Origin of the sequence: Mesorhizobium sp. M2A.F.Ca.ET.039.01.1.1, from assembly GCF_003998035.1 — a bacterium.
In the GTDB taxonomy this organism is placed as follows: Bacteria; Pseudomonadota; Alphaproteobacteria; order Rhizobiales; family Rhizobiaceae; genus Mesorhizobium.
The window spans coordinates 1-896 of sequence record NZ_RZRY01001322.1; the positions used below are offsets into that span (position 1 = coordinate 1).

Below are 896 nucleotides of genomic sequence, written 5' to 3' on the forward strand. Positions count from 1 at the left end.
AGTTTTTCGGCGCGGCGCGACAGCTCGGCCGCCAGCCGGCAGGCCTGCGCCGCCGCTTGAACCAGCCCCAGGCACAGCGCGCGCTCAAATCCGTCTTCCCCGGGTCGGCTGCGCTTGCCGCTCTCGGCGCGGAATGCCCGCCCGAAGCCCTGGGCGATGAGCAGTGGCAACGGCCGTGGCCAGCGCAGGTTTTGCGCCACCACCAGGTCGGCCAGCCACCAGGCCGTCCCAACATGGCTCTGGAGACACCGGTCGTCCCGTGTTGACCGCAAGTTGCTTGCATATATCCATCATGGCGGTTAGCAGCGGTGTTGGCGCGTCTGGCACTTTTGGCCGCTTTAGCTTTCTCGGCACTGAGTTCCCGTCCTCTGAGTGCCGTGCTGCGCTCACAAGCGGACACGCTTTCTTTTCCAGTGGATTATCACCCTGTACAGCGATTTCAGACCCTACTGGCTGATCACCTGAGGTAGCTCGGCCCGACAACCAGCGCGAACAAAGACCGCGACTGCCGAGTTTATGGCCTCACCTTTGATCAGCGCGACTGTCGTCGTCTAGCAAAGCGACTCGCAAGCCACGCCGTCGCCGTCCCAATCAAGCTTGCGACCCCATGAGCAGCTGTGCCGATACCATTGGGCTTCGTCGCACGAGCTGATTTGCGAGCAGTATCGTCGCTGCTCACACGAATATCCGCCACTTTGCGAGACAAGTTTGCGGCTGACGGTGTCGAGCGGCCGGCTCGATGGCGCGTCCACGTTAGAATGCAATGCGCGCCAATCCCAAGGTGCTTGGAAGTTACCGACCCATAGTCCGACCTTTGCCGCCTCTGCTTTTGCCTGCTGCGCTGCATAAGCGCCATGGCTGTAGCGCGGCCAATCGAGGGCTTGGCCATGCTCGAC

1 protein-coding gene and 1 pseudogene are annotated in these 896 nt (G+C 62.3%); both read right to left on the minus strand.

Annotated features, from left to right (window positions below; translation table 11 throughout):
- Positions 1-224: pseudogene (locus EOA24_RS39595) on the minus strand (DUF1403 family protein); the annotation flags it as partial.
- Positions 225-551: 327 nt separating this feature from the next.
- Positions 552-896: excalibur calcium-binding domain-containing protein (locus EOA24_RS39600; protein WP_189354667.1), on the minus strand; the 345-nt coding region annotated here is incomplete at its 5' end.